Source organism: Corynebacterium sp. NML180780 (assembly GCF_007786415.1).
GTDB classification, from domain to species: Bacteria; Actinomycetota; Actinomycetes; order Mycobacteriales; family Mycobacteriaceae; genus Corynebacterium; species Corynebacterium gottingense.
Genome location: NZ_VNKN01000008.1, coordinates 118779 through 139071, shown reverse-complemented (window position 1 = coordinate 139071; position 20293 = coordinate 118779). Strand labels below are relative to the sequence as shown.

At 66.4% G+C, this 20293-nt stretch carries 18 protein-coding genes and 1 tRNA gene; 12 read left to right on the top strand and 7 right to left on the bottom strand.

All coding sequences use genetic code 11. The features are described 5' to 3' along the window. Positions 1–21: 21 nt before the first annotated feature. From FPP74_RS07235 to FPP74_RS07215, 5 genes are read right to left on the bottom strand one after another with little or no spacing between them, the layout of a single operon-like run. Positions 22–1467 (bottom strand): penicillin-binding transpeptidase domain-containing protein, encoded by a 1446-nt coding sequence (locus FPP74_RS07235; protein ID WP_144717726.1) that lies wholly within the window; start codon positions 1465–1467, stop codon positions 22–24. Beyond that, positions 1464–2828, bottom strand: coding sequence for an FtsW/RodA/SpoVE family cell cycle protein (locus tag FPP74_RS07230; protein ID WP_144717724.1), 1365 nt, complete (start codon positions 2826–2828; stop codon positions 1464–1466). The genes FPP74_RS07235 and FPP74_RS07230 overlap by 4 nt, the downstream gene beginning before the upstream one ends. Position 2829: 1 nt before the next feature. Next, complete coding sequence (locus FPP74_RS07225) at positions 2830–4209, bottom strand: PP2C family serine/threonine-protein phosphatase (RefSeq protein WP_144717722.1); 1380 nt, start codon at positions 4207–4209, stop codon at positions 2830–2832. Next, the gene (locus FPP74_RS07220; RefSeq protein WP_095275311.1) at positions 4206–4655 is read right to left on the bottom strand and encodes an FHA domain-containing protein; all 450 of its coding nucleotides are present in this window, start codon (positions 4653–4655) and stop codon (positions 4206–4208) included. The genes FPP74_RS07225 and FPP74_RS07220 overlap by 4 nt, the downstream gene beginning before the upstream one ends. 25 nt (positions 4656–4680) lie before the next feature. After that, entirely contained in the window at positions 4681–5589 is a 909-nt protein-coding gene (locus FPP74_RS07215; RefSeq protein ID WP_095535829.1) for a DUF3662 and FHA domain-containing protein, read from the bottom strand. 171 nt (positions 5590–5760) lie between these two features. On the opposite strand from FPP74_RS07215, the gene FPP74_RS07210 reads away from it, so the two are divergent. Together FPP74_RS07210 and FPP74_RS07205 are read left to right on the top strand one after the other, a co-directional pair. Next, positions 5761–5845: transfer RNA gene (locus FPP74_RS07210), tRNA-Leu, on the top strand. A gap of 306 nt (positions 5846–6151) precedes the next feature. Then, complete coding sequence (locus FPP74_RS07205) at positions 6152–6775, top strand: NYN domain-containing protein (protein WP_158221636.1); 624 nt, start codon at positions 6152–6154, stop codon at positions 6773–6775. A gap of 124 nt (positions 6776–6899) precedes the next feature. Here FPP74_RS07205 and FPP74_RS07200 read toward each other — a convergent pair whose 3' ends face one another. Both FPP74_RS07200 and FPP74_RS07195 read right to left on the bottom strand, forming a co-directional pair. Continuing rightward, entirely contained in the window at positions 6900–7775 is an 876-nt protein-coding gene (locus FPP74_RS07200; RefSeq protein ID WP_144717720.1) for an FAD-dependent monooxygenase, read from the bottom strand. After that, positions 7757–8017: an NAD(P)-binding protein gene (locus tag FPP74_RS07195; protein ID WP_095535831.1), complete on the bottom strand. Its 261-nt coding sequence runs from the start codon at positions 8015–8017 to the stop codon at positions 7757–7759. The genes FPP74_RS07200 and FPP74_RS07195 overlap by 19 nt, the downstream gene beginning before the upstream one ends. Before the next feature lie 563 nt (positions 8018–8580). On the opposite strand from FPP74_RS07195, the gene FPP74_RS07190 reads away from it, so the two are divergent. The 10 genes from FPP74_RS07190 to FPP74_RS07145 all read left to right on the top strand — a co-directional run bounded on the left by FPP74_RS07190 (position 8581) and on the right by FPP74_RS07145 (position 20265). Beyond that, positions 8581–9909, top strand: a complete 1329-nt coding sequence (locus FPP74_RS07190) for a hypothetical protein (RefSeq protein ID WP_144717718.1) — start codon at positions 8581–8583, stop codon at positions 9907–9909. Between the two features lie 136 nt (positions 9910–10045). Further along, positions 10046–11851: an SdrD B-like domain-containing protein gene (locus tag FPP74_RS07185; RefSeq protein WP_144717716.1), complete on the top strand. Its 1806-nt coding sequence runs from the start codon at positions 10046–10048 to the stop codon at positions 11849–11851. A 107-nt stretch (positions 11852–11958) separates the two neighbouring features. Beyond that, the gene (locus FPP74_RS07180) at positions 11959–12699 is read left to right on the top strand and encodes an NUDIX hydrolase (protein WP_255456094.1); all 741 of its coding nucleotides are present in this window, start codon (positions 11959–11961) and stop codon (positions 12697–12699) included. Between the two features lie 5 nt (positions 12700–12704). Further along, positions 12705–13946, top strand: coding sequence for a quinolinate synthase NadA (gene nadA, locus FPP74_RS07175; protein ID WP_144717714.1), 1242 nt, complete (start codon positions 12705–12707; stop codon positions 13944–13946). After that, the gene (nadC, locus tag FPP74_RS07170) at positions 13940–14815 is read left to right on the top strand and encodes a carboxylating nicotinate-nucleotide diphosphorylase (protein ID WP_144717711.1); all 876 of its coding nucleotides are present in this window, start codon (positions 13940–13942) and stop codon (positions 14813–14815) included. The genes nadA and nadC overlap by 7 nt, the downstream gene beginning before the upstream one ends. Further along, positions 14812–15930 (top strand): cysteine desulfurase family protein, encoded by a 1119-nt coding sequence (locus FPP74_RS07165; RefSeq protein WP_144717709.1) that lies wholly within the window; start codon positions 14812–14814, stop codon positions 15928–15930. Before nadC ends, FPP74_RS07165 begins: the two co-directional genes overlap by 4 nt. Beyond that, a complete protein-coding gene (locus tag FPP74_RS07160; RefSeq protein ID WP_144717707.1) occupies positions 15927–16928 on the top strand; it encodes a S66 peptidase family protein in 1002 nt (333 codons plus the stop codon). The genes FPP74_RS07165 and FPP74_RS07160 overlap by 4 nt, the downstream gene beginning before the upstream one ends. Before the next feature lie 89 nt (positions 16929–17017). Next, positions 17018–18403, top strand: coding sequence for an MFS transporter (locus tag FPP74_RS07155; RefSeq protein ID WP_144717742.1), 1386 nt, complete (start codon positions 17018–17020; stop codon positions 18401–18403). Continuing rightward, complete coding sequence (locus tag FPP74_RS07150) at positions 18393–18923, top strand: TetR/AcrR family transcriptional regulator (protein ID WP_144717705.1); 531 nt, start codon at positions 18393–18395, stop codon at positions 18921–18923. Before FPP74_RS07155 ends, FPP74_RS07150 begins: the two co-directional genes overlap by 11 nt. A 37-nt stretch (positions 18924–18960) precedes the next feature. Further along, positions 18961–20265 carry a copper oxidase gene (locus tag FPP74_RS07145; RefSeq protein WP_144717703.1) on the top strand — a complete coding sequence of 435 codons (1305 nt, stop codon included), beginning with the start codon at positions 18961–18963 and terminating at the stop codon, positions 20263–20265. Positions 20266–20293: the final 28 nt, after the last annotated feature.

Below are 20293 nucleotides of genomic sequence, written 5' to 3'. Positions count from 1 at the left end.
TCGACGCTACGCAGCCATCCATCACTGCCCCTCCTCCGGAGCCGGCGCCGCGGGTGCCGCGCGCAGGACCGCGCGCCCGAGCGGGCCGGAGACCTGGCCGCCCGTGGCGCCGTTGCCCAGGTGCCCGCCGTTCTTGACCACGACGCCGACCGCGACGTCCTTCGCCGGGTCGAACGCCACGTACCACACGTGCGGGGCGGCGCCCTCGGCGTGCTCGGCGGTGCCCGTCTTGGAGGCGAAGCTGTTGCCGTCGTAGCCCCAGGTGGCGCGCTCGGAGGCGTACATGAGCTCCGTGAGCGTGCCCGCCTCCTCGGGGGTGAGCGCCTCGTTGAGCAGCTCCGGTTTGGTCTCCTCCACGGTGCGCAGGTCCGGGGTGACCACGCGGTTGACCACGTACGGCTTCATCCGTTTGCCGCCGTTGGCCACCACGCCCGCCATGACGGCGGCCTGCAGCGCGGTCATGGTGACGTCGCGCTGGCCGATGGCGGACTGGCCCAGCTCGGCGGCGCCGGGGATGTCGCCCAGCGAGCCGTCCGCGTTGGGGATGCCCAGGTCGTAGTGCTCGCCCACGCCGAAGTCAGCGGCCGCCTTGCGCAGCGGGTCCGTGCCCATGTTCAGCGCCATCTGCACGAAGGCGGTGTTGCAGGACAAGGAGAACGCGGTGGTCAGCGGCACCTGGCCGCCGCCCGCGCAGGCCTGCCCGCCGTAGTTGGTCAGCGGCACGTTGGTGCCCGGCAGCGTGATCTGCGCGTCGCCGGTGAGCATGGACTGCGGCGTGTAGCCGGAGCGCAGGCCCGCGGCGGTGGTGATGATCTTGAAGATGGAGCCCGGCGGCAGCTGCTCCTGCGACGCGTGGTCCAGCAGCGGCTGGCCGGGGTCGTTGGTGAGCTGGGCCCAGGCGTCGTTCGCGGTGGCCGGGTTGGCAATCTGGTTCGGGTCGAACGACGGCGTGGACGCCATCGCGAGCACCTGCCCGCTGGAGGGGCGCAGCGCCACGATCGCGCCGTTGTAGCCGTTGTTGGACAGCTGCTCGTAGGCGAAGGCCTGCAGGTTGGGGTCCATGGACAGCTCGACGGAGTTGCCCACGGCGTCCTCCTCGTGGCCGGTGCGCATGAAGCGGGAGTTGCCCTGGCCGTCGCCGGTCAGCGCGCCGTTGTAGGCGGACTCGACCTGCGAGGTGCCGTAGGTGTCGGACACGTAGCCCACGATCGGGCCGAACGAGTACGGCATGTTGGGGTAGGTGCGCTGGTAGAAGCCGTTGTCGTCGCGGTGGGACTCGGCGAGCACCTGCCCGCCCGCGCTGATCTGGCCGCGGTTGATCTGCTTCAGCTCCAGGAACGTGCGGGAGTTGTGCGGGCTCTGCGCGTACTCGTCCTCGCGGAAGTTCTGGACCACGGTGAAGTTGACCAGCAGCGCCACGGTGAGCAGGAGCGAGAGGATCGCCCCGTATTTCAGTGACTTGTTCATCGGGCGCTCACCGCCTCGGCCACGCCGGTGCCCGGGTGGGACGCCACGGCGGAGGCGTCGTACTCGGTGGGCGTGTTCGCGCTGTTGGAGATGCGCAGCAGCAGCCCGACCAGGATGTAGTTGGCCATAATGGACGACCCGCCCGCCGACATGAACGGCGTGGTCAGACCGGTCATGGGCAGCATCGCGGAGATGCCGCCCGCCACCACGAAGATCTGGATGGCCAGGGTGAGCGCGAGCCCGGAGGCCAGCAGCTTGCCGTAGGAGTCGCGCAGCTGCATCGCGGCGCGGAACCCGCGGGTGACCAGCACGGCGAACAGGCACAGCACGGCGGCGATGCCCACGAAGCCGAGCTCCTCGCCCAGCGCGGCGAGGATGTAGTCCGAGTGCGCGACGGGGACGAGCTCGGGGTGGCCGTAGCCCAGGCCGGTGCCGGTCATGCCGCCCCAGCTCAGGCCGATGAGCGCGTTGGCTGGCTGGTTGCCGGCGCCGTCGAAGTCCTCGAACGGGTTGATGAAGTTGGTAAAGCGCGTCTGGATCTTCTCGCTGACCTGGTAGACGGCGTAGCCGCCCACGGCCACCAGCCCCAGGCCGATGACCAGCCAGGACGTGCGGCCGGTGGCAAAGTACACCATCCCCAGCACGGTAGCGAACAGCAGCAGCGCCGGGCCGAAGTCGTTGGACACGCCCATGATGAGGATGGCGATGGCCCACACCGCCAGAATTGGCGCGAGGTCGCGCAGGCGCGGGAACGTCATGCCCAGGAAGCGCTTGCCCGCCACGGTGAACAGGGCGCGCTTCTGCGCGAGCAGCTGCGCGAAGAAGATGAGCAGCAGGATCTTGGAAAACTCGCCCGGCTGGATGGAGAACGGGCCCAGCCACAGCCAGATGCGCGCGTCCGCGTAGCCCTCCGGCTGCGGCCACACGAGCGGCAGCGCGAGCAGGATCAGCCCGGCCAGGCCGAGCAGGTAGGAGTAGCGCGACAGCGACTTGTGGTCGCGCACGATCGCCAGGGTCAGCACCATGAGCACGACGCCGACCAGTGACCACAGCACCTGCCGCTCCGCCAGCGGCCCGTAGCCGGGTCGTTCCGCCAGGTCGAGGCGGTAGATGATGACCAGGCCGAGCGCGTTGAGCAGCGAGACCACCGGCAGGATCACCTGGTCGGCGCGCGGCGCGAGCAGCGTGAGCGCGACGTGCGCGATCGCGTACACGCCGACGAAGCCGCCGACCAGGTACAGCATGTCCTTCGACAGCGTCCGCCCCTGGCTCATCTCCAGCCCGAACACCATGAGCAGCAAAAGCCCCGCCGAGCACAGCAGCAGGAGGAGCTCGAGGTTGCGCGAGAATAGCCGCTTCACGTCAGCTCACCGTCCTGCAGGTCTCGGGGTCTTCATGCTTATCGACGCACACCGGCAACGCCTCACCCGCCATGCGGTAGAGCAGGCCGAGGACGTCGTCGTAGGTGCCGCCACCAAAGTTCTCCGGCACGGAGCGCTGGCTCTCGGGCAGGTCGGATTGGTTGAACACGTGGCAGTCCTCCGGCGTCGAGTCGGCCGAGACGATGCGCAGCCGGTTCCGGTTGTCCAGGCAGGCCTGCTGGATCGGCGTCCGGTCGTCGCGGGAGCCGTGCTCGATGACGTAGTGGCCGTCGCTCGCCGCGGAGACGAAGTACTGGTCAGACGCGCGGTGCTGCACGAACATCAGCCCGGCAGCCACGAGCGCGATCGCCAGCACGAGCGCGCCGACTACCCACGGCCAGACGGTTCGTTTGCCTCGAGGATGATCCTCCTCGTCGGCATCTTCGGCGCCGTCGGAGCCGCCAGCGCCGCCGGCGCCGCCGCGGTCGCCCGCGCTGCCGGCCATCTTGGTGGCCTCGCGTTGCTGGTTGGGCGGGATGGTCTCGGACTTGCGCATGATCGCCGCGGCGCGGCTCGCGGACGAGTCCGGGTGGGACTGCTCGAAGTCCGGCGCCAGCGCGCCGGCCTGCACGGGCGCAGTCGGCAGCTCGGGCGCGTCCTTGTCGTCGGTCTCGACGACGTCCGCGACGACCACGGTGATGTTGTCCGGGCCGCCGGAGCGCAGCGCCAGCTCGATGAGCCGCTGCGACGCAACCTCCGGGGTGCCCTGCCCGAGGGCCACCGCGATGGTCTCCGGGGTGACCGGGTCGGACAGTCCGTCGGAGCACAGGAGGACGCGGTCGCCCGGCTGGGTGTTGATCATCTCCAGGTGCGGCTCGACCGGGCGCCCGGTGTACGCCTTCAAGATCAGCGACTTCTGCGGGTGGCTCGACACGTCGGCCGGGTTGAGCTTGCCCTCGTTGACCAGCGACTGGACGAATGTGTCGTCTTCGGTGATTTGGGTCAGCGTGCCGTCGCGAAGCAAATAGCCCCGGGAGTCGCCCACGTGGATCATGCCGAAGCCGAGGCCGTTGAACATGAGCGCGGTGAGCGTCGTGCCCATGCCCGCCTGCTCCGGGTGGTGCTTCACGGACTCGGCGATCGACGCGTTCGCGTCCTCCGCCGCCGCCCCGAGCAGGGCGAGCATGTCCGCGTCGCCGGGGTCGCGGTCCAGGTGCTCCATGTGCTCGACCATGAGCTGGGAGGCGACCTCGCCGGCTGCGTGGCCGCCCATGCCGTCGGCAAGCACGAGCAGCTGCGGGCCCGCGTATGCCGAATCCTCGTTGTTGCCCCTGACCAGGCCGCGGTCGGACGCGGCGACGTAGTTTAAGCGCAAACTCATGGCATCAGCCTCACAATCGTGCGTCCCATCTTTATATCCGTGCCCACAGACACCCTTTCCGGCTGGTCAATGCGCGTGCCGTTGACAAACGTGCCGTTGCGCGAATCCATGTCCTCGATGAACCACTCGCTGCCGCGGCGGAACAGGCGCGCATGCGTGGAGGACGCGAAATCGTCGCCGAGCTGGAAGTCGTTGTCACCGGCCCGCCCGATAGTTAAGTCCTCCAGGCTGGCAATTTCCATGTGGGAGCCTTTGAGGGGCCCCTCAACTACCGCAAGCTCTCGTGCCTTCTCGCGGCGGATGGGCGCGGAGCTCTTCGCTTGTCGACGCACCGCCCCCGCAGCCCGCACCACATCCTTCCGCTGCACCCACAGGACGAGGAGGATGAACACCCACAGCAGTGCGAGCAGGCCGAAGCGGGCGCTGAGAATCACAGCGGAATCCATGGGGCTCCTTTACGGGGTTGCGGTGTTAGGGGCGGAAGAACTCGGTGCTCGGGTGGGCGTCCACCTGGGCCTCCGGGACGTCCTGGTGCGCGTCCGCGGCGGCCGCAGCCTGCGCGAGCGGCTCCACGATGCGCACCTCGATGTGCGAGTGGCCCAGCGTAATCACGTCGCCGTCCGCGAGCATCCAGTTTTCCACCGGTTCCTCGTTGACGGTGGTGCCGTTGGTGGACTGCAGGTCCACCAGGACGGCGACCTCGCCGTCCCACGTGATCTCCGCGTGCTGGCGGGACACCCCGGTGTCCGGCAGGCGGAAGTCCGCGTCGTTGGAGCGGCCCAGGATGTTGGAGCCCTCGTGCACGAGGTAGGTGCGCGAAGACCCGTCCTGCAGCAGCAGACTCACCGTCGGGGTGCCGCCGGTGGCGGCAGCATCTGTCGTCGGCTCATTCATGTGATCCTCCTGATGGTTGTGATCCGTGGGAACCTGGCTGGCTGCGTGGCGGCGCCGCTTCTTTTTCGGCTCCGCCACGATCGCGTCGAAGCCGCTGACCACGTCGGGCTCCTGGTCGATGTAGGACGACACGCGCAGCTGGCCGGTCCGCAGCCCAGACTCCTCGGCGATACGCACGACGGCGGGCCCGTCCAAAAACCAGCCCAGGTTGCGCACGTACCGCATGAGTTGCTCTGCGAGGTCCGCGGGCAGGTCGCGCTGCTGCGACAGGTTCTCCAGGTCCTTCGACGACACGCCCACCGCAAACACGTTGGGGGAGACGTACTCGTCACGGTCCGTGACCACGACGGAGTCCTGCGCCTCCTGCTTCACCAGCTCTTCAATCTCGGCCGGCACGACCTTGCCGCCAAACAGCGCGGCCATGGAATTGTCCAGGCCACGCTGCATTGATGAGTCCAGCTTGGCCAAACGATCCATGACACCCATACTGCCCGCACCTCCTTCCCAGCGGCTCTCATTTTGTTCTCACTGATGTCCTATAACCAAGCAAGTATAAGTGCGCAGCGCCCGCAGACCTAGTTCAAAACGCGAAAATGCGGTGTGAACTGGCGATTTGGAGGTATGTTGGGGCGTGGTGTTATATTAATCAAGTCGCCCGCCCGGGTGGCGGAATTGGCAGACGCGCTGGCTTCAGGTGCCAGTGTTCGATAAGGACGTGCGGGTTCAAGTCCCGCCCCGGGCACAACCGGAAGGCCCCGCGAGAGCGGGGCCTTTTCGCTTGTCGACGTCTGCGTGGGGGATTCGCCGCGTCCCCGGGATCTGTCTCCTGGATCCGGTCCGAATGGAGCTAGCTCCGTTTAGGGGTTCCGGATTCCCGCGACCTGGGGTTTGTCGGTACGGGGAGGTCTACATGGAGCTAGCTCCGTTTGGGGCAATCGCGTAATGCGGTGGGGGTGCTGGTGCCGCTGAACTCACGATGGCGGAGGGGTACTCCAGGCTGAAAATTGCGGCTCAGATCGAAGTGCCTCTTCCTCGGTATATTGGCCGCATGGCTACAAATGTGTATATAGACGGCTTTAATCTTTACTATCGCGCATTGGCTGGAAAGGCTGATAAGCGCTGGCTAGATCTTCAGAGGCTTTGTGCTGAGTGTCTACCACGTGAATCGATCAACCAAATTCGATATTTCACCGCCCGGGTTTCGGCCCGGTACCCCGGTGACACTGATCCTCAACGCCAAGAGCTCTATCTCAGAGCGCTAAGCTCAATACCAAATCTCACCGTTCATCTGGGAACCTTCCTTACAAACACAAAGACGATGAAGAACGCTTCACCCCCTCCTGATTTCGTGACGGTTTTGAAAACAGAGGAGAAGGGCTCAGATGTGAATCTGGCAAGCTATCTACTTCTCGATGCTTTCCAAGGCAATGCAGATACTTTCGTCGTGGTGAGTAACGACACTGACCTAGTGACGCCACTCAGGATGGTTCGTGAAGACCTTGGTCAGCGCACCGGCGCTCTTTACCCGCATCAAAGTGCCTCGGGAGCGCTCTACCAGGCGAACCCGTCATTTTCCCGTGTGATTAACCCCGGTAGAATTTCAAAATCACAGTTCCCTAACGTTGTCCCTCTGCCTGATGGTAGCCAAGTGGAGAAGCCACAAAATTGGTAGCGGAATCGGCAGGTAAGGCGTGTCGGTTGCTTTCTTAAACTAACTCGTGTAAATATATCTTCTACCGAACCGATTCCCTTCGAGGGTCGGCCTAGAGCCCCGCTTCATGTGGGGCTCTAATTTTTTAACGCTTCTTGCCGCACACACCCCCCAATTCCGGCACCTCCCACGCAGTCACCGCTTGTACCTGCCTGTCGGATACCGCATCCGGCACGTGCTTGAGTATCCAGTTGCGGGCGGTGGCCACACGCTTGCCGCCGAAATGTAGCGCGCGCCCGATGAGCCGCGACTGGCGCGCAATCTGTTGGCTGCGGCGGTGCCGGTGGACGTCGTAGATAGCGAAGTCCGTTACCCCTGCGCGTAGCAGCCGCGCGAGCACCGCGGCGTCTTCGAGACCCTGGCACGCGCCCTGCCCGATGTTTGGCGTCATGGCGTGCGACGCATCCCCAACCAGCACGACCTTGTCGCTGTAGTAGCTCGCGAGCGGTTTCGCCAACTCGTGGATGGGAAGGTACTGAACCGAGTCCTCTGGGGTGGCGCGCAGCAGCGCGGGGATCGGGTCGTGCCACTGCTCGAAGGTCGCGTGCAGCTGGTGGAGCGCTTGGGCTCCGGGCTGGGCTACTGGGCCGGAGGTGACGGCGAACCAGTAGGTGTGGCTGTCGTGAAGCGGGACGGCCCCGAAGCGGGCGTGCGCTCCCCAGGTCTCGAACCCGGCGTCAAGCGGTACCCCTTCGGTGATTGCGCGCCACGTGTTGTAGCCGGCGTAGGTCATGCCGGGATCGTCGAAGCAGCTGGCCCGCACTGCGCTGCGGATCCCGTCCGCGCCCACCACGACGTCGAAGCGCACTTCAGTGCCGTCGGCGAAGGTGACTGTGCCGGATCTGGCGTCGACGCCCACCGCTTCCGCCGAGGTGTGGACGCGGGGGCCCGGGATGCCTGCGAGCAGCAGCGAGTGGAGTGTGGTGCGGTCGAGCGCGAGGGTTAAGCGCGCGTGAGCCAATCTCCCCGTGGGTTACGGATCCCGCCTTGTAGTGGTGCTTGTTGCTGCTGCAGCGCGCGGAAATCTGCGCCTATACCTAAGGCGTCGAGGGCGGCAAGACCGTTCGGCGCGAGCGTGATGCCGGCGCCGCCGCTGCGGATCTGCGCATGCTCTTCGTAAACCTGCACGTCCATGCCCGCCCGGTGCAGCGCCGCCCCCAGCGCGAGACCGGCAATGCCAGTGCCGATGAAGCCTATCCTCATGGGCTGCGAGCCTAGTGGCCGTGGAGCGGAGTCCGCGGCCGCAGACTATGCACACGCGAATCAGTTTGCATGGATGCTGGTTGCGGATGCTAAGCACAGATTCTCGATACAAAAAGGTGCGCCTTTCGTGAATGCAGGACAATTAGGTCCGCTGCGAGGCTGATTGGGAGACGTAAGCCTGTCACGCCCGACGTGTTCGTCAAATGTGCCGCGGTAGGCTCGGGCGAGGTGATTGAATTGTGCGTTCACGCCGATTTCCAGCCTGTTTATGCTCTTCAATGGCGTTGCATCGATAGCGCATCCAAATACCTGAAGTGGTGGATCTTCGCGACGGAGACCGTAGAACTTAGTTTCAGCGAATACTTTTCTGCTCTGTCTCTGGGCAGGGCCGGGAATCTATAATCAAACGCACACGTTTTGTCTCTCGCCCCTGGAATACGTGGGTTTCTGAATGTGTCATGCGGAGAGTTGTACTTTTAAGTACTCTGATCTTTGTCTTGAAAAGCTTGGAATTTCGCTGTGAATCCCTTGTTGGGGTTTGGATGGATCGAGAGGACATATACATGAGTGCATCGGGAAATGAGCGCCGGGGCTTCCGTCGGAAGCTGATTGCCGCACTGAGCACTGTGACGCTTGCGGTATCGGGCGCGGTAGTCGCGCCTCATGCGGGCGCCTACGTTGAGAAGGAAGATTCCTTCCTCAGCGGCAACCCTGACAACAACGATAATGAGCTGCAGCCGAAGGTGTCGGTGAACGTTACCCCGACTGATCAAGAGGTGCAGCCTGGAGACACGGTGGAGCTTGAGTTCACCGGCTCCTTCGAAGCTCCTTTCCCGCCTAGCGGTAGCGAGCCGGGTCCGGGCGAGTCGGACATCAAAGGAGCGACAATCGCCCTGCAGTTTTCTGACCAGCTCGAAGCGGAACCGCAGATTGACCCGTCGGCGTTTGTTTGGAAGAGCGGCAAGAAGCGGAACGCTGAGGTGACGCCTGCAGGCGGAGGCTACATCGTAGATTTTGGTTACATCGGCGAGAACGACTCTTTCACGTACAAGGTGCCGGTCAAGGTTTCTGAAGACATTGAGCCAGGCACAGAGTTCTCCCCTGCGACGATTGAGGCTACGGCGCGTATCGCGCCCGATAACCAATTCCCAGGTCGGAATGACGCCCACTTTACCCAGGACCCAAATGATCGCTGCACGCTCATTTCGAAGTCCTCTTACGTGTCTCAGAACGGCAAATATGGTGGGTGGCTGAGCGACCTTTGGCTTGGGACTCGCTCCCCGAATGCGGAGCTCGGCGAGGCTGAGTTGAAATTCATCGTGGATGGCCAAGACGTTACTTCCCAGATTATGGAGCGCGCTCAGCTTCATTCTCCGGACTCACCCGAGCACCAAGACATGCCGCAAATTGTTGAGGCGCGTGACGCGGGACTGCCGGGCCGCGACTGGCGTCAGGTGTACGACTGGGGTTTGAAACCAAGCGACGCCGTCGTCCCCAAGGATTGGCCCGGTGAGTTCTTCCTGCCCAGCGGTACTATTGTTGAGGTCACCCAGCCGGTGAAGGATACTTCTCCGCAGTGCGCGGCGGGTGCAGACCCGGTTGTTACTCACGACGTCTATATCGGCCAGGTAGTCACTGACCAGGTGGCTTTGGTCGAAAAAAGCAACACGCTTCGCGTGGTGGAGCCGGATGAAAAGCCAACCCCTCAGCCGGAACCGACAACGTCGACGTCGACGGAAACCACTACGGAGACCACCACCGAAACGACCACTACCACCGAGACTTCGACGACCACAGCAGCGACGACCACGGTGACTCCGACGGAGACTGCCTCCACGGTTACGACGACGCTGACTAAAGACCGCCCCGGCGGTCACGACTACGCCGACTGAAACGGCCCCGGCGGTCACGACAACGTCGACGGAGACGGAGTCGGAAACGACCACGACCACCGCGACCTCCACTGAGACTGAAACCACGACCGCCACTGTCACCGAAACCGAGGGCTGCGACTGCGAGCCGACCACGGTGACGGAGACGACCACGGTGAAGGAGCCGGTGGCACTGGAGCGCGGCACCATTGGTGACCGCGTGTGGCTGGATGAAAATGGTGATGGCAAGGAGGATCCGGGCGAGAAGACTGGTGTTCCTGGCGTCACGGTGGTCGTTACCGATAAGGACGGCAACGAGGTCACTCGTACTGTTTCGGACGAGGACGGCAATTGGAAGGTTGACGTTGATCCGGGCGAGTACACCGTCGCTTACAAGCCGGGCAATTACGTCGCTAGCGACGAGCGCCTCATCGAGCGCACCGTGGAGATTGAGCCGGGCGAAGAGAACTTCGACATTGACCTCGGCGTGCTGCCGGGCGGTGCCATCGGCGACCGCGTCTGGAACGACGAGAACGGCGACGGCGTGCAGGACGAGAACGAGAAGGGCGTGCCGAACGTCATCGTTGAGGTCATCCGCGAGGGCGAGCCGACCCGTACTACCTACACGGATGAGCAGGGTAACTGGCGTATCGACGGCCTGACCCCGGGCGTGGACTACGAGGTTCGCTTTATCAAGCCTGAGGGTTGGGAAGTCACCGGCAAGGTGCCGGGTGCGACCGACGAGGAGGGCCTGGTTGCAAAGGCAACCCTGAAGCCCAAGGAGTATAACGACACTTATGACCTGGGCCTGAAGGCAGTGAAGCCGGATTGCGACTGCGAGCCGGAGACTCCGGGCACCATTGGTGATCGCGTGTGGCTGGATGAGAACGGTGATGGCAAGGAGGATTCGGGCGAGAAGACTGGTGTTCCTGGCGTCACGGTGGTCGTTACCGATAAGGACGGCAACGAGGTCACTCGTACTGTTTCGGACGAGGACGGCAATTGGAAGGTTGACGTTGATCCGGGCGAGTACACCGTGGAGTACCTGCCGGGCGATCACACCCCGTCGGATCCGAGCCAGGTGAAGCGCACTGTCACGATCGAGAAGGGCGAGAAGCGTCTCGACGTTGACCTGGGCGTCCTGTCGAAGGGCACTGTTGGTGATCGCGTCTGGAACGACAAGAACGGCGACGGCGTCCAGGACGAGGACGAGAAGGGTCTTTCCGACGTCACCGTGCAGGTCATCCGCGAGGGCGAGCCGATCCGCACCACCACGACCGATCAGAACGGCAATTGGTCCATCGAAGGCCTTGACCCGAACAAGGAGTACGAGGTCCGCTTTATCAAGCCGCAGGGTTGGGAAGTCACCGGCAAGGTGCCGGGCGCAACCGACGAGGAGGGCCTGATTTCCAAGGTCACCCTGAAGCCGGGCGAGCGCAACGATTCCTACGACCTTGGTCTGCGCAAGACCAAGAAGATCGTGGAGGAGGAGCCGACGGTGCCGGCCACCCCGACTCCGGGCGTGCCGTCCGCGCCGGGCGGTGCGCTTGAGCGTTGTGTGGCCAACGCGGTCGCCTCGCCAATTCTCTACCTGGTGCCGGTCGCACTGCTCGCGGCAGTAGGCGGCCAGGTGGGTGCGCCGTACATGGACGCGATCGACCAGCAGATTGCCAAGATCAACGCCGAGATCCAGGCGCAGTTCAGCCGCAACACCCCGGACTGGGGCACTGGCAACCGTGGCAACGACAATGACCAGTTCGGCGAGCTGCGCGCGCAGATCGACGCTGCAAACCGCCAGCTGCAGCAGCTCGCAGCCGACCCGAACGTTCGACAGGTCGGCACCATCGCCGCCGCGATCCTGGGCGTAGCTGTCCTGGGCGGCGTGCTCTACGACTGGTGCTCGAACGAGAAGGGTGAGGCCTTTACCTCGCTGAAGGGCTCCTCTGCTGGCAAGCAGGACTAAACCGTTCCTCCCCAAACCGGCCCGGTGCGCAATGCACCGGGCCGGTTTTGCGTGAAACCAGTGCTTGCCTGGACCCCGCGCCTCGCCTAAGCTCACTTAAAGTCATCATGACTATAAGTAACGTGGGAGGTGAGTCCATGTTCGGCTTGCAGAGGCTCAACGTGGCCGAGCGCCAGAGGCTCGGACCGATGGTGGCGGTGTCCACAGTCGCGTTTGCGCTGCACAACCCAACTGGAACACCCACTGACCTCAACGCAGACAGTGGGCTGTGGATCCCGCTGGTGCGCCGCGTGCGCGACCCGTTTTACGGAGCGTGGGCGCTGCCCGGCGGGCCCACGCAGTGGAACCAGACGTTGGGCGAAACCGCGCGCGAGACGCTCGTTGCGGCCAGTGGTGCCACGCCGAACTACCTGGAGCAGCTCTACGCCTTCGGTTCTGTGGAGCGCTCCGCGGAGGCGCAACGCATGGTCACCATCGCGTACTGGGCGCAGTTTCGACCCCAGGATTTCGCTGGCACCGAGCTCCCCGACGACCCGAACATCGCCTGGTGGAACACGCGCGAGCTGCCGGAGCTGGCCTTCGACCACGCGGAGATCATCCGCGCCGGGATCACGCGCCTGCAAAAGCGCGCAGAACAAACCCTGATCGCCCACCGCTTCCTCGAAGAGTCCTTTACCCTCACGCGGCTGCGCCGGGTGCACGAGGCGATCGGGGGGAAGGGGCTGGATCCGGCGAATTTTCGTCGGCAAGCATTGGCGAGCGGAGAGCTCGAGGCCACCGGCACCACCGAAGCTGGTACCAAGCACCGGCCGGCGAAGTACTACAGATTCATTAGCGAGAAAGAGTAAGAACCATGCCTTCAGTTGCCGATTTGATCACGCAAAAGGCGGCCCAGGAAGCCACCTGCGACACGGAGCTGCCCGCCGAGCCGTGGCAGACCGCCCAGAACGCCTCCTACGGGCCGGGCGCCTCGCGCGGCGACACGTTCGCGCCGCTGCCGACCCCGCAGGCGCCGCTGCCGGCGCGGTATACGCAAGCGGGCCCGGAGGAACTCGACGTGATGATTACCGCGGCGAAGGAGAAGCTGGGTGAGCGGGTGAAGATCCTGGGACACTTCTACCAGCGCGACGAGATCGTGAAGTTTGCGGACTTCATCGGGGACTCTTTCAACCTCGCCCAGCAGGCGAAGGCGCACCCGGAGGCGGAGGCCTTCGTCTTTTGCGGGGTGCACTTCATGGCGGAGACTGCCGACATCCTTTCCGGGGCGGACCAGGCCGTGGTGCTGCCGAACCTGAACGCCGGATGCTCGATGGCGGATATGGCCAACCTCGCGCAGGTCGAGGCGTGCTTCGACCAGCTGCACGAAGCGCTGCCCGGCGAGCAGATCGTGCCGGTGACGTACATGAACTCGGCCGCGGACATCAAGGCCTTCTGCGGCCGCAACGACGGCGTGGTGTGCACCTCCTCAAACGCGGCAACCGTGCTCAAGGAGGCGTTCGAGCGCGCCGAGCGCGTCGTCTTCCTGCCGGATCAGCACTTGGGGCGCAACACGGCGCGCGCGATGGGCATTACGGACGAGCAGATGTGCATGTGGAACCCCAACGAGCCGCTCGGCGGCAACACCGCGCAGCAGCTCGCGCAGGCGAAGGTGATTCTGTGGAACGGCTTCTGCTCCGTCCACCGCCGCTTCACAGTCGAGCAGATCGAAAAGGCGCGCGCGGAGTACCCGGGCGTGCACGTCGTGGTGCACCCGGAGTGCCCTGCGCCGGTTGTCGACGCCGCCGATTCCTCCGGTTCCACCGAAGTCATCCGCCGCGTGGTGGAGAACTCCGCACCCGGCGATGTGATCGCCATCGGCACCGAGATCAACATGGTCAACCGCCTCGCACAGCAGTACCCGGACCGCACGATCTTCTGCCTTGACCCGGTAGTGTGCCCGTGCTCGACGATGTACCGCATCCACCCGGCGTATCTGGCGTGGACGCTCGAGTCGCTGCTCGAGGGCCGGGTGGAAAACCAGATCGTGGTGCCGGAAGCCACCGCGTCTGACGCACGCGTGGCGCTCGAGCGGATGCTGGCGGCGAAGCCATGCTGACCCCGGAACTCATCAACGCCGCTGTCCGCGCCGCGCTCGCAGAGGACATGCCGTGGGGTGATGCGACCGTCGAAGCCGCGATTGCTCCCGACGCCCGCCTGCGCACCGCGCTGGTGGCCCGCGAAGAGGGCGTCTTCGCCGGGGGAGAGGTGGTCCGCGCGGCGTTCGCGGCCACGGACCCCCAGATCACGGTCACCGAGCTTTCGCCCGAGGGCACGCATTTCGACGCCGGCCAGCGCCTCGCGCTCATCGAGGGTCCGGCCCGCGGCATCTTGAGCGCGGAGCGCGTCGCACTGAACTTCGCGCAGCGGATGTCGGGCATCGCCACGCTGACAGCCCGCTACGTCGCCGCGGTCGAAGGCACCGGCGCCCGCATCGTGGATACGCGTAAGACCACCCCTGGCCTGCGCGCCTTTGAGAAGCACGCGGTGCGCGCCGGCGGCGGCCACAACCACCGCTTTAGCCTCTCGGATGCGGTGATGGTCAAGGACAATCACCTCGCCGCGCTCGGCGCCACGGGTCCGCGCGGGATCACGGAGGCGCTGCGCACGATCCGCGCCCGCGTCAGCCACACCACGCACATTGAGGTGGAGGTCGATTCGCTTGCGCAGATCGAGCCGGTGCTCGCCGCGGGCGTGGACAGCATCATGTTGGATAATTTCTCGCCCGCCGAGTTGCGCGAGGCAGTCTCGCTTATCGACGCCCACGTGCCCACTGAAGCCAGCGGCAACGTCAACCTCGACACCGTCGCCGAGCTCGCCGCCTGTGGGGTGGACGTGATCTCGGTGGGCAAGCTCACCCACAGCGCCCGCGCGCTCGACCTGGGCCTCGACAGCGTCGATGAGGTCGATGAGGTCGCAGACGAGTGAGCGCCTACCTTGACGCCGCCGCCACCGCCCCGCTTCTGCCCGAGGCCCGCGCCGCGATGCTGCAGGTCTATGATGCGGCCTGCGCGAACCCCTCGAGCGTACATTCCGCGGGCGAGCGTGCCGCGAACGTCCTCGAGTCGGCCCGCGCCACGATCGCCGAGGCCTTCGGCGTGCACCCCGCGGGTGTGGTGTTCACCTCCGGTGGCACCGAAGCCAACACCCTCGGCATCATCGGTCGCGCCCTGGCCGCCCCGCGCGGCCGCCACATCATCACCTCAGCCATCGAGCACTCCTCGGTCCTGCAAAGCTGCGCCGCACTCGAAAGGCTGCACGGCTTTGCGGTGGACTACGTGCCCGTCGACAAGCATGGCCGGATCGCACAGACCGACCTGGACCGGCTGCTGCGCCCGGATACCACGCTCGTCGCGCTTGGCCTGGCCAACAGCGAGGTCGGTACGGTCGCCAATGTGCCCGAGGTCCCCGCGCAGGTGGCGCTGCACCTCGACGCCGTGCAAGCCGCCGCGAACTTGCCGGTCGACCTCTCCGCGGGCGGCTGGCCCGGTCCGCGTGCGACCACGGTGGCGCTGGCCTCGCACAAGTTCGGCGGCCCGGCCGGTGTCGGCGCGCTGCTTCTGCCACGCGACGTGCCGCTCGAGCCCGTCATCTACGGCGGTGGACAGGAGGGCGGGCGCCGTGCCGGCACACAGAACGTGGCGGGGATCGCCGGGTTCGCCGCGGCGGTACAAGCGCAGCAGGCGCGCGCCGGGCAGCGCGCGCTGGAGGTGATGGCGTCGCGGGATGCGTTGATCGTGGGCGTCGAAAAGCAAGTGCCCGGCGCACGCCTGACCGGGCACCGCACCGAGCGGCTGCCCAACCACGCCTCCTTCGTCGTCGAGGGCATCAGCGGCGAGGCACTGCTCGTCGCGCTCGACGTCGCGGGGTTTGCGGCAAGCTCCGGCTCGGCCTGCCGGGCGGGCAGCGCGGAACCCTCGCCGGTGCTCACCGCGCTCGGTTACTCGCCTGAGCCCGCCCAGTCCGCGCTGCGCTTCAGCCTGCCCGCGCCACTTCCGTCAGACACGATCGACGCGATCGTGCGGGTAATGTCGGAGCAATGACTCTCTACCCGCGACCTTTGCAAGCGGGCGACACCATCCGCGTGGTCGCCCCGTCCCGTTCGCTCGCGTACGTGGAGCAGGGGGAGGCCGGGCGCTACGTGAAGCAGTTGGCGAACGCGCGGCTCGCGGACCTTGGCATTAGCGTCTCGTTTGGCGAGAATGTGCGCGAGTCCGACATGTTCTGGTCCTCGTCGGCCGAATCGCGCGCTGCGGACCTGCACGACGCGTTTGCGGACCCCGAGGTGGCGGGCATCATGAGCGTGATCGGCGGCTTTACCAGCAACGAGGTCCTGCCGCACCTGGATTTCGACCTCATCGCGGCGAACCCGAAGTTCATGTGCGGCAACTCGGACATCTCCGCGATCGCCAACGCGGTCTACGCGCGCACCGGCGTGGCCACCTACATCGGCCCGCACTGGTCCACGCTGGGCATGCGCGACCACTCCGAGGTCACGCGCGCCGGGTTCGAGCACGCCGCGTTCGGCCTGGACCCGATCGAGTGGCAGCCGGGCACCTGGTTCACCGACGACGACTGGTTTATCAACCAGGACGGCCGCGTCCGCGAGCCCGACGACGGCTGGTGGCCCATCCAGAGCGGCACGGCGCACGGCGTGGCCCTCGGCGCGAACCTGGGCACGCTCGGCCTGCTCGCCGGCACCGAGTTCATGCCCTCGCTCGAGCGCGCCGTCCTCTTCGCCGAGGTCACCGGCAAGTACAGCGTGATGGATTTCCGTCGCGAGCTCGTCTCCCTGCTGCAGATGCCCGACGGCGAGGGCATCGAGGGCGTGGTCATCGGCCGCTTCCAAACCGCCAGCCGCGTCACGCGTGCGATGCTCGAGGAAACGATCGCGTCGATCCCGGAGCTGGAAGGCAAACCCGTCATCGCCAACGCCAGCTTCGGCCACACCAACCCGCTGCTCACGTTCCCCGTGGGTGGGGAGGCGCAGGTGCGAGTGCTTGACGACGCCTCCATCCGCTTCCCCCGCCTTGAAACCTAAACGGACGGTCATTACAGTTTCGGCGCGTGACACATTCCGCCTCCGCCCAACGCTGGACCTTCTTCGCCGTCGTCTCCACGGGCCTGCTCATGATCGGCCTGGACAACTCGATCCTGTACACCGCGCTGCCGGCGCTGAGCGCCCAGCTGCACGCCACGCCCGCGCAGTCCCTGTGGATCATTAACGCGTACCCGCTGGTGCTCTCCGGGCTGCTGCTGGGCACCGGCACGCTTGGCGACAAAATCGGCCACCGCCTCATGTGGCTCATCGGCCTGGGCATCTTCGGGGTGGCGTCGCTGGCCGCGGCGTTCGCGCCGGGCGCGTGGTGGCTCGTCGCGGCGCGCGGCCTCCTCGGCTTCGGCGCCGCGGTGATGATGCCCGCCACGCTCGCGCTGATCCGCCTCACCTTCCCCAACGAGCGGGAGCGCAACACCGCCATCGGCATCTGGGCCTCCGTCGCGGTCGTCGGTGCCGCGCTCGGCCCCCTGGTCGGCGGCGCGCTGCTCGAACACTTCTGGTGGGGCTCCGTCTTCCTCATCAACGTGCCGATCGTGGTCGTCGCGCTCATCGCCACGTTCGCCCTCGCGCCGGAGAACGTGCCCAACCCGGCGAAGCACTGGGACATCATCTCCTCCGTCTACGCACTGTTCGCGCTCTCCGGCCTGACCATGACCATCAAGGGCGTGGCCAACCCGGACCGCTCGGCGACGCTGGTCGGGGGCGTGGTCGTCGTGTGCCTGCTCGCGGGCTGGCTGTTCGCGCGCCGGCAGCGCCGGCTGGCGGACCCGCTGCTCACCTTCGACATCTTCCGCTCCCGCCTGTTCTCCGGCGGCGTCGTCGCGGCGGCCGGCGCGATGTTCGTCCTCGCGGGCGTGGAGCTGATGACCTCGCAGAAACTGCAGCTGGTCAGCGGTTTCTCCCCGCTGCACGCGGGCGTGGTGATCACGGCGATGGCCGTCGCGGCGATCCCCGCCTCCGTGGTCGGCGGCGCGAACCTGCACCGCATCGGCTTCCTCCCGCTCATCGGCGGCGGCTTCCTTGGTGCGGCGGCGGGCACCGCGCTGCTCATCGCCGGCGACTCCGCCGACGGCCTCGCCCTCGAGCTCGCCGCGCTCGTCCTCCTCGGGTTCTCCGCCGGCTCGGTGATGTCGGTGAGCTCGATCGCCATCCTCGGCGCCGCGCCGCGGCACCGCTCGGGCATGGCCGCGGGCGTCGAGGAGGTTTCGTACGAGTTCGGCACCCTGCTCACCGTCGCCGTCACCGGCTCGCTCCTCCCGCTGTGGTTCGAGCGCCGCTTCCCGCAGGGCATGGAGGCGCTGTACAGCGGCCCACCCAGCCCCGCAGCCGCCACCGCCTACGCGGACGCCTACCACGCCGTCCTGCTCCTCCTCGCCGCCGCGGCCCTGGCGTTCGCCGCGGCGACCTGGTGGTGCTTCCGCGACAACCCGAAGTCTGGAGAACTCCATGCCGCGTAAAAGCAAGCGCGCCGAGATCCTGCGCGCCGCCTACGCCATCGTCGCTGGACCGGGCGGTATTGAGGCGGTCACCTACGACCGGCTCGCCGCCGAGACGGACCTGTCCAAGTCCGGCCTGCTCTACCACTTCCCGTCGCGCCACGAGCTCCTCGTCGGGCTGCACGAGTACACCGCGGGCCTGTGGGAGGACAAGGTGCGCGCCCGCGCCGGCGGGGACGCCGCCGACCTCGCCCCGCGCGAGCGCTACCGGGCGATGCTGGTGACCATGAGCGAGCACGAGCCGCTCGCCGAGCTCCTGGTCACCCTCCACGCCCACACCCACCCCGACTACACGCGCCCGTGGCTGGAGGTGGAGGACCGGTGGCTGCCGCGCCCCGACAACACGGCCACGGACCCGGACCTCCTGGCGGCGTCGGTGCTGGCGTCGGGGCTGTGGGCGCACGACCACATCTACGCAAGGCCGCTGGCGGAGGGGAACCGGGCGGTGATCGTCGAGAAGCTGCTCCAGCTCCTCAATTAAATACAACTTTAGTTGGAGTAAATGTTAGGTTGGTGGCATGCCGAAGAAATGGAGCCCGCACGCCTGGCACCGGCGCGCGTCCAGGCCCGTCATGGTCTGGATGGTCGTGTTCATCGTGATCGGGCTTGCGCACCCGCTCGTGCCCGAGCCGCGGTGGCTGCTCATCCACGTGTTCACGCTGGGCATCCTGACCAACTCGGTGGTGCTGTGGTCGCAAAACCTCACCGAGCGGTTCCTGCAGCAGCGGCTGCCCGACAGCGCCCGGCCCGCGCAGCTGCGCCGCACCTGGGCGCTCAACGCGGGCGTCGTGTGCGTGCTGGTGGGGCAGTTCCTCGCCGGGTGGTGGCGCGGGCACTACGCGCTGACCTGGGTCGGCGCCGCGATCGTCGCGGGAGTGCTGGGCTGGCACTCGTGGCAGCTGTACGCGCAGGTACGGCGCGCCGGGCGCGGCAAGCGGCTCCGTCCGGTGGTGCTCGGCTACGTGGCCAGCGCGGTGTTCCTGCCCGTCGGCGTGGCGTTCGGCTCCGCGCTGTCGTTCGGGCTGCCCGGCGACTGGCAGGAGCGCGTCCGGCTCGCGCACCTGGTCACCAACGTCGGCGGGTTCGTGGGGTTGGCGGCGCTGGCGTCGCTGACCGTGCTGTTCCCCAGCATGTGGCGGGTCAACGGGATGCACGACCGGGCGGGGGTCTCGGTGCCGCTGGCGGTCGCGGGCGTGATCGTGGCCAGCTGCGGCGCGCTCGCGGGGCTGGACCTCCTGGCCAGCGCGGGCACGGTTGTGTACGTCGCCGCGTGGCTGTGGACGTTCCACGGCTTCCTGGTCAACGTCCTCGACGTGCTTCGCGACCCCCGCGGCCGCGTCACCTACGCCGGCCTGAGCGTCTTCGCGGCGCTGATCTGGCTGATTGTCACGCTCATCTGGTTCGCCGTCCGCCTCACCACGCCGGACCTGCCGACGCTCGCGCTCATGCTCGGTTTCGCCGCCCAGCTCCTGATCGGCACGATGAGCTACCTGCTGCCAACGACGATGGGCGGTGGCCCGCGCGCCGTCCGCGCCGGCCTGGCGGAGCTGTCGCGCGCCGCGTACTTCCGCGTCGTCTTGTTCAACGGCTCGCTCGCGTGCTGGCTGGCCGCGGACAATTCGTGGCTGCGCGTGGCGATGAGCGTCCTCTGCTTCGGCGTGCTCGTCGCGTTTTTGCCGCTCATGGCCCGCGCGATCCGCGCGCAGGTTGGGGTGCTCAAGGGCAAGGATTCGCTTATCGACGCCACACCCACCCAACACCCCGCCACCCAATCCGCCGCCGCGCTCGTCGTGTTGGGCGTGCTCATCGCCGTGCTGAGCTGAAACCCCAAACCGTATTAGACGCAGCAAC